Annotated in this window: 7 protein-coding genes; 6 read left to right on the forward strand and 1 reads right to left on the reverse strand. The window is 68.2% G+C overall.

Going from position 1 to position 7,706, the window contains the following annotated elements:
- Window positions 1-190: 190 nt before the first annotated feature.
- The 3 genes from ACFWE2_RS23465 to clpX all read left to right on the forward strand — a co-directional run bounded on the left by ACFWE2_RS23465 (window position 191) and on the right by clpX (window position 3,157).
- Window positions 191-826, forward strand: coding sequence for an ATP-dependent Clp protease proteolytic subunit (locus tag ACFWE2_RS23465; RefSeq protein WP_281383652.1), 636 nt, complete (start codon window positions 191-193; stop codon window positions 824-826).
- 43 nt (window positions 827-869) lie between these two features.
- The gene (locus ACFWE2_RS23470) at window positions 870-1,583 is read left to right on the forward strand and encodes an ATP-dependent Clp protease proteolytic subunit (protein ID WP_377226621.1); all 714 of its coding nucleotides are present in this window, start codon (window positions 870-872) and stop codon (window positions 1,581-1,583) included.
- Window positions 1,584-1,867: 284 nt separating this feature from the next.
- On the forward strand, window positions 1,868-3,157 hold the full coding sequence (gene clpX, locus ACFWE2_RS23475) for an ATP-dependent Clp protease ATP-binding subunit ClpX (protein WP_377226622.1): 1,290 nt from the start codon (window positions 1,868-1,870) through the stop codon (window positions 3,155-3,157).
- Between the two features lie 98 nt (window positions 3,158-3,255).
- On the opposite strand, the gene ACFWE2_RS23480 is transcribed toward clpX, so the two are convergent.
- Window positions 3,256-5,076 carry an AMP-dependent synthetase/ligase gene (locus ACFWE2_RS23480; RefSeq protein ID WP_377226623.1) on the reverse strand — a complete coding sequence of 607 codons (1,821 nt, stop codon included), beginning with the start codon at window positions 5,074-5,076 and terminating at the stop codon, window positions 3,256-3,258.
- Window positions 5,077-5,225: 149 nt separating this feature from the next.
- Between ACFWE2_RS23480 and ACFWE2_RS23485 the strand changes: the two genes are divergently transcribed.
- The 3 genes from ACFWE2_RS23485 to ACFWE2_RS23495 all read left to right on the forward strand — a co-directional run bounded on the left by ACFWE2_RS23485 (window position 5,226) and on the right by ACFWE2_RS23495 (window position 7,637).
- Window positions 5,226-5,573, forward strand: coding sequence for a chorismate mutase (locus ACFWE2_RS23485; protein WP_377226624.1), 348 nt, complete (start codon window positions 5,226-5,228; stop codon window positions 5,571-5,573).
- A gap of 203 nt (window positions 5,574-5,776) precedes the next feature.
- A complete protein-coding gene (locus ACFWE2_RS23490) occupies window positions 5,777-6,955 on the forward strand; it encodes a hypothetical protein (protein ID WP_377226625.1) in 1,179 nt (392 codons plus the stop codon).
- Between the two features lie 175 nt (window positions 6,956-7,130).
- Entirely contained in the window at window positions 7,131-7,637 is a 507-nt protein-coding gene (locus ACFWE2_RS23495; RefSeq protein WP_377226626.1) for a DUF1877 family protein, read from the forward strand.
- Window positions 7,638-7,706 lie beyond the last annotated feature (69 nt).

A 7,706-nucleotide genomic window follows, 5' to 3' on the forward strand; every position in this document is an offset into this window, starting at 1 on the left:
CCCTCGGCGTGAGGGTGCGGACCGCCGTCCGCGTTCCCTGACTTCGCCGTGGGCAGCACCGATGCGCTGTAGGCGAAACGGGCTCCGAATCAGGAGTTCCGGCGGGTGGGGGCACGTTAGGGTCGAGCGAGACGTCGATGGGACGTGGTCCAGAGACGTGGTCCAACAGACGAGAGTCAGAACCGAGGAGATGGACGTGAACGATCTGCTGCGGATGGATGCCGGGCCGGTAGCGCGGGCGGAGGGTGCTGGTTTCGGGCTCAACGACTCCATCTACAACCGGCTGCTCAAGGAGCGCATCATCTGGCTGGGGTCGGAGGTGCGCGACGAGAACGCGAACGCGATCAGCGCGCAGATGATGCTTCTCGCGGCCGAGGACCCCGACAAGGACATCTGGCTTTACATCAACTCGCCGGGCGGCTCGATCACGGCCGGCATGGCGATCTACGACACCATGCAGTTCATCAAGCCGGACGTGGCGACGGTCGCGATGGGCATGGCCGCCTCGATGGGGCAGTTCCTGCTGTCCTCGGGCACGAAGGGCAAGCGCTACATCACGCCGCACGCCCGCGTGCTCATGCACCAGCCGTCCGGCGGCATCGGTGGCACGGCCACCGACGTGCGGATCGGCGCGCAGCTCATCATGCACATGAAGAAGGTGCTCGCCGAGCTGACCGCCGAGCAGACCGGTCAGTCGCTCGAGACGATCATCAAGGACAACGACCGAGACAACTGGTTCACGGCCTCCGAGGCACTGGAGTACGGCTTCGTCGACCACGTCGTCGAAACCGCTGCGCTGGCCGGCGGCGGCGGCATGAACAGCTGACCGCCCGGAAACGCATCAAGAGCTTTCTCAAGAGGAGATGACCGTGAGTCCTGAAGCCCAGTTCGTCGCAGCCGCAGAGCGCCTTGCCGGCGCCCGTTCGGGTGCGGGGATGCCCTTTGCCACCGCCGGCGCCATGCCGTCCGCACGCTACGTGCTCCCGCAGTTCGAGGAGCGCACCGCGTACGGCTTCAAGCGCCAGGACCCGTACACCAAGCTGTTCGAGGACCGCATCATCTTCCTGGGCGTCCAGGTCGACGACGCGTCGGCGGACGACGTCATGGCCCAGCTCTTGGTCCTGGAGACCCAGGACCCGGACCGCGACGTGATGATGTACATCAACTCGCCGGGTGGCTCGTTCACGGCCATGACGGCGCTGTACGACACCATGCAGTTCATCAAGCCGCAGATCCAGACCGTGTGCCTGGGTCAGGCCGCGTCGGCCGCCGCCGTCCTGCTGGCCGCCGGCCAGCCGGGCAAGCGGCTCGCGCTGCCGAACTCCCGCGTGCTGATCCACCAGCCCGCGATGGAGGGTGGCGGCTACGCGCAGGCCTCGGACATCGAGATCCACGCGAACGAGCTGATCCGCATGCGCGAGTGGCTGGAGCTGACGCTCGCGACGCACAGCGGCAAGACGCAGGAGCAGGTGCGGGACGACATCGAGCGCGACAAGATCCTGACCGCCGCCCAGGCGAAGGAGTACGGCCTGGTCGACGAGGTGCTCCAGTCGCGCAAGCCTGTCACGGTCGTGACCAACTGACCTCTCGGTCGGTTGCGTCGAGACCGCTTCCCGACGCCGGGGCGAGCCACCAATACCGGTGGACGACGAGCCCCGGCGTCGGGCATGGTGGGACACGCTGCACAGAACATGACAAAATTGTCATGATGTGGTGAAAGTCGCCTCAGCGACCCGCCGGGCCGCCGGGCTGACAACGAGCCACCCGTGGTGTGGAATGGATCTAAGACCGCTCGACGTTGCGGATCTGCTGGGTCAACCGGCCTGTGCGGGACTCCGTGAGGGTGCCAAAGGCGAGGAGACAGGTAGTGGTGCGAATCGGTGACGGCGCGGAACTGCTGAAGTGCAACTTCTGCGGCAAGTCGCAGAAGCAGGTGAAGAAGCTGATCGCCGGGCCGGGCGTGTACATCTGCGACGAGTGCATCGAGCTGTGCAACGAGATCATCGAGGAAGAGCTCGGTGAGGCAGCCGAGCTCGGGCTGACGGAGCTGCCCAAGCCGCGCGAGATCTTCGACTTCCTCGAGCAGTACATCATTGGCCAGGACCCCGCCAAGCGCGCCCTGGCCGTTGCTGTCTACAACCATTACAAGCGCATCCAGGCGGGCGAGGCCGGCCGGTCGATCAACCCGGACGAGCAGGACCAGGTAGAGATCGCCAAGTCCAACATCCTGCTCATCGGCCCGACGGGCACGGGCAAGACCTACCTGGCGCAGACGCTCGCCAAGATGCTCAACGTGCCCTTCGCCATCGCGGACGCGACCGCGCTGACCGAGGCCGGCTACGTGGGTGAGGACGTCGAGAACATCCTGCTCAAGCTCATCCAGGCCGCGGACTACGACGTCAAGAAGGCCGAGACGGGCATCATCTACATCGACGAGGTCGACAAGGTGGCCCGCAAGGCCGAGAACCCGTCGATCACGCGCGACGTGTCCGGTGAGGGCGTGCAGCAGGCACTCCTGAAGATCATCGAGGGCACGACCGCCTCGGTGCCGCCGCAGGGCGGGCGCAAGCACCCGCACCAGGAGTTCATCCAGATCGACACGACGAACGTGCTGTTCATCGTGGCCGGTGCCTTCGCAGGCCTGGACGACATCGTCGCCGCCCGGTCCCGCAAGCGCGGCATCGGGTTCAGCGCCCCCATGGAGTCCATTGCGGTCGACGAGGACCTGTTCGCGGAGGTCCGGCCCGAGGACCTGCAGAAGTACGGCCTGATCCCCGAGTTCATCGGCCGCCTGCCCGTCATCGCGTCCGTCTCGCCGCTCGACCGCGACGCGCTGGTCCGGATCCTCACGGAGCCCAAGAACGCGCTCGTGAAGCAGTACCAGCGGATGTTCCAGATCGACGGCGTGGAGCTCGAGTTCGACGAGCCGGCCGTCGGCGCCATCGCCGAGCAGGCGCTCCTGCGGGGCACCGGGGCGCGCGGCCTGCGCGCCATCATGGAAGAGGTGCTCCAGCAGGTCATGTTCGACGTGCCGAGCCGTGACGACGTCGAGCGTGTGCTCATCACACGCGATGTGGTCCTGGACAACGTGAATCCCACCGTGGTGCCGCGCAAGAGCCCGGTCCGGGGCCGCCAGCCCCGCGAGAAGAGCGCGTAGGCTCTCGCCCGGTCAGCCGAAGTAGAGCGCCTGTCCAGTTCTCCTGTGGTCGGCACGGGAGAACTGGACAGGCTCTACTTCGACATACCCGACGAGGGTCAGCGGGTCGGCGTTGCGACCGGCGCTCCGTACAGGGCGTCGACGGCGCCCGCGAAGTCGGCGAGCACCTTGGAGCGCTTCACCTTGATCGACGGCGTGAGGTAGCCGTTCGCCTCCGTGAAGTCGAGGTCGAGCACCATGTACTTGCGGATCGACTCGGCCTTGGAGACCGCCTCGTTCGTGCGGGCGACCGCCTTGTCGAGCTCGGCCAGCACCTTCGGGTGCACGCGGGCCTCGGAGACGGAGAGCCTGCGCAGCCCGTTCGCCGAGCACCAGCCGGGCAGCATCTCGGCGTCGAGCGTCACGAGGGCGCCGATGAACGGACGCTGGTCGCCGACGACGACCACCTGGCTCACGAGCGGGTGCGCGCGCATGCGGTCCTCGAGCACCGCCGGGGCGACGTTCTTGCCGCCGGCCGTCACGATGATCTCCTTCTTGCGGCCGGTGATGTGCAGGTGGCCGTGCTCGTCGAGACGGCCGAGGTCACCGGTACGGAACCAGCCGCCGACGAACGCCTCGGCGGTGAGCTGCGGCTCGTTGCGGTACCCGCGGAAGATGTGCGGCCCGTGCAGCAGCACCTCGCCGTCGTCCGCGATGCTGATCTCCGTGCCGAAGAACGCGGGGCCCACCGAGCCGACCACTGTCTGCCCAGGCAGGTTGACCGACGTCGGAGCGGTGGTCTCGGTGAGGCCGTAGCCCTCGAGGATGGTGACGCAGGCGCCGCGGAAGAAGTGGCCGAGACGTTCGCCGAGCGGCGCGCCGCCGGAGACCGCCCACCTGAGCTGGCCGCCCATGGTCGCCTTGAGCTTGCTGTAGACCAGCTTGTCGGCGATCGCGTGCTTCCTCCTGAGCGCACGGTCGGGGCCGTCCGGCGTGTCCAGGGCGCGCGAGTAGTCCTCCGCGACCTGGGCGGACCAGGCGAAGATCTTGGCCTTGAGGCCCGACGACGCCTTCTGCTCCGCGCTGTTGTAGACCTTCTCGAAGACGCGCGGCACGGCGAGCAGGTAGGTCGGGCGGAAGGAGCCCAGGTCGGCCACGAGATTCTTGATGTCCGGGGCGTGGCCGAGCACGGCGTTGCCCGCGACCGTCGCGACCTCCACGAAGCGCGCGAACACGTGCGCGAGCGGCAGGAACAGGAGCGTGCGGGCGTTCTCGCCCTGCAGCAGCTCCGGGATGCCGATGGCGGCGTTCATCGCGAGGTGCGCGAAGTTGCCGTGCGTGAGCTCGACACCCTTGGGCCGCCCGGTGGAACCCGACGTGTAGATGATGGTCGCCAGGTCGTCCCGCCGGACGGCGTCGCGCCGGTCGGCGACGATGCCCGCAGAGAGGTTGATGCCGGCCTTGCGCAGGTCCAGGATCGCCTCGTCGTCGATGAGGAGGATGTCCTCGAGCGTCGGCAGGCTGCGACGAACGCTGCGGACGATCTCGGCGTGCGCAGCGGACTCGACGACGACGAGCCGCACGTCGGCGTCGGACAGGATCCACTGGACCTGCTCGGCGGACGACGTCTCGTAGACCGGCACGGCCACGGCGCCGGCGGCCCAGACGGCGAAGTCGAGGAGGGTCCACTCGTAGCGGGTGCGCGACATGATCGCGACCCGGTCGCCGGCGGAGATGCCCCGGGCCACGAGGCCGCGGGCGACGGCGAGGACCTCGTCCTCGAACTGGCGGGCAGGCACTGCGACCCACGGGCCGCCGGGGGTCTCGCGTCGCTCGATGAGCGCCTTGTCTCCGGAGCGGGCCACGCGGTCCGCGAGGATGGTGTTGATGCTGGTGCCCTCTGGCACCTCCACCAAGGCCGGCGACGTGGCGAGTGTCATCTGCTGCTCTCCGTTGAAGTCTTGAAGAGGTGAAGTCAGAGTTCTGGGCCTTCACCAAGTTGCGTGCCTGCTCGGAGACTGTAGCCGATCCGCGTAGCGGGCCGGAACAGCCTTCGCCGGTAGGGCCCTTCGCCGGTTAGCCTCTTCCTGTGTCTGACAACGAACCGACCAGCGCTCCGGTGCCGTCCGAGATCATCCGGCTCCGGGGGAGCATCGACAACATCGACGCGGCACTCGTGCACCTGCTCGCCGAGCGGTTCAAGATGACGCGGAGGGTCGGTGAGCTGAAGGCGGTAGGCGGCCTGCCGCCGGCCGACCCGTCGCGGGACCAGCAGCAGATCGCCCGGCTCACCGCGATCGCGCAGGAGTCAGGTCTCGACCCCGAGTTCGCTGTCCAGTTCCGCCAGTTCATCGTGAGCGAGGTCATTCGCCACCACGAGCTCATCGCCGCGCAGCACAAGGGCGACAACCTGCCTGAGGTGGACACATACGCTTGAAGGGGTTAGCCCTTTGAGGCTTCTTTGCCACTTGCTGCCCTGAGGTCAACTTCTGGTGGGGAAGATTTGGCGCTCCGGTCACAGGCAATTCCGGCCTGGGGGTGGCGTGTCCTCGTGATCCGTCGTTTCCTGGAGGGAACGCCCGGGGCGACGTCGTGCGGCACGGCACTTCCTCGACCTCGGCGGGAGACGCGGAGGTTTGTATGAAGATCGACTGGCTCAAGCCCCTCCTCGGCCACCAGGGCCCCTTTGCGACCCTGCACCTGGACGCGACGCCGTCCGAGCAGGCCGCCGAACGTGACGTCGAAGGCCGGTGGAACTCGGCGCGCAAGGACCTGGCACAGCAGGGGGCCCCGGACGCAGTGCTGGAGGCCATGGGAGAGGTGGTGCTGCGACCCACGAGGGTCCCGGGACCGCACGGCCGGGTGGTCATCGCCGACCACACCGGCGTGCTGGTGGACCGCGTGGTGAACAACCCGCCGGCCGGCACGACGTGCTCGTGGGCTCCCGTGCCGACGCTGCTCCAGGCCGCGCTGGCCGCCGACGAGTCGGTGGAGCTGCTCAAGGTGATCGTCGACCGGCAGGGCGCGGACTTCTTCCGTGTCGGGCCGGACGGCAAGGTCCACAGCACGTTCCAGGCACCGCACGACGAGATCGAGAAGACCGGGTCCACCAGGGTCAAGCGCGCTCGCATCGAGTCGCGCGCCGAGGACTCCTGGGAGCGCAACGCGGAGGCGGTCGCGGCCGAGACGGAGCGGCACGTCGCCGACACCAGGCCGGAGCTGGTGCTGTTCTCGGGGGACAAGCGAGTCGTGTCCCTGGTGCGCGCCGCACTGACCCCGCCGACGGCGGAGATCGTGGTCGAGGTGCCGGGCGGCGGTCGCGGCGGCGGGGTGCACGAGGGTGCCTTCGCCGAACGGGTGTCGGAGGCGCTCGACTCCTACCGCGAACGGCGCAGGGAGCGCGTCCTCGCGGAGCTGCGGCAGGAGCTCGGCCGCGAGTCGAACGCGGTGATGTCGGTGGACGACGTCGTCGCGGTGCTCGCCCGCGGGCAGGTCAAGGAGCTCGTCCTCGCGGAGGAGTACGGCACGGGCAACGCGCCCATGAACGGCCGCAAGCTCTGGATCGGCCCGGACCCGATGCACATCGCGTCCTCGCGGTCCGAGCTCGAGGCGATCGGGGTGACGGAGCGGCTGGAGGAGCTGCCGGCCTCGGTGGCGCTCGTACGCGCCGCCGTGGGGCAGGACGCCGGCCTCACGTTCGCCCCCGAGGGCTCCGTCGAGCTCATGGACGGAGTCGCGGCGACGCTGCGCTGGCGTGACGAAGGCACGCCAACGGAGGCGCTCGCGAGCATGTCGGGGGATGATCGAAGGTTGCACTGACGTCCCGCGTTAACTCGGTGTGAATTCACCCGCCCGTTCTGGGGGACCAATGCCCCCAGAACGGGCACGGATTCGTATAGATTTTCCGTTTTACCGTCTATGGGAAAATGTTGCGCGGAAACGTGTCCGTTTTGCCCATACACACGGAAACGCATTATCGGTACGGTCACGGGCCATGGGGATGATTCATTGTGAGTACGCACGGCTAGCAGCCGAGGACTTCGACAAGGCACGCACCGACCCGACCTGGGCGCTCGAGCACATCGACGAGCTCGCCGGCGAATGGGTGCAGATGGACCTTCCGGCACAGGAGGCGAGGTACTTCAGCATCGGGACCGTCTGGGGTCCGCTGCACACCGTGCTGCGGGTGCACGGCGGGATGCCGGTGGACCCGGTGCAGGGTGGCGCCGCGCTGGGTTCCGCCGACGGGATCACGCCGGTGCGCTACCTTGGCCCTGACGACGTGGAGAAGGCCGCCGCGTTCCTGGTCGGCACGTCGTTCGACACCCTGGCGCCGCTGGCCGACGCCGCCCACGTGTGCGACGAGGACGTCTGCCCGGACCCGGGCGAGCACGCCGCCGAGACGGACGCCGAGCGTCTGGCGCAGGCCTACGGCGAGCTGACGGCGTTCTACGGTGCCGCCGCCGAGGCCGGCGACGCGGTGGTCCTGATGCTCAACTGACCTGAGGGGTTCCGCGAAGTAGAGCGCCTGTCCGGGTCTCCCTGGTGTCACCAGAGGAACTCGGACAGG

Origin of the sequence: Promicromonospora sp. NPDC060271, assembly GCF_042726755.1 — a bacterium.
Taxonomy (GTDB): domain Bacteria; phylum Actinomycetota; class Actinomycetes; order Actinomycetales; family Cellulomonadaceae; genus Promicromonospora.

What these genes read in the sequence shown, in the direction of transcription:
- ACFWE2_RS23465 (WP_281383652.1), top strand. Translation starts at nt 191, where the DNA reads ATGGACGTGAACGATCTGCTGCGGATGGATGCCGGGCCGGTAGCGCGG.
- ACFWE2_RS23480 (WP_377226623.1), bottom strand. Translation starts at nt 5,076, where the DNA reads ATGACACTCGCCACGTCGCCGGCCTTGGTGGAGGTGCCAGAGGGCACC.
- ACFWE2_RS23490 (WP_377226625.1), top strand. Translation starts at nt 5,777, where the DNA reads ATGAAGATCGACTGGCTCAAGCCCCTCCTCGGCCACCAGGGCCCCTTT.
- ACFWE2_RS23495 (WP_377226626.1), top strand. Translation starts at nt 7,131, where the DNA reads ATGGGGATGATTCATTGTGAGTACGCACGGCTAGCAGCCGAGGACTTC.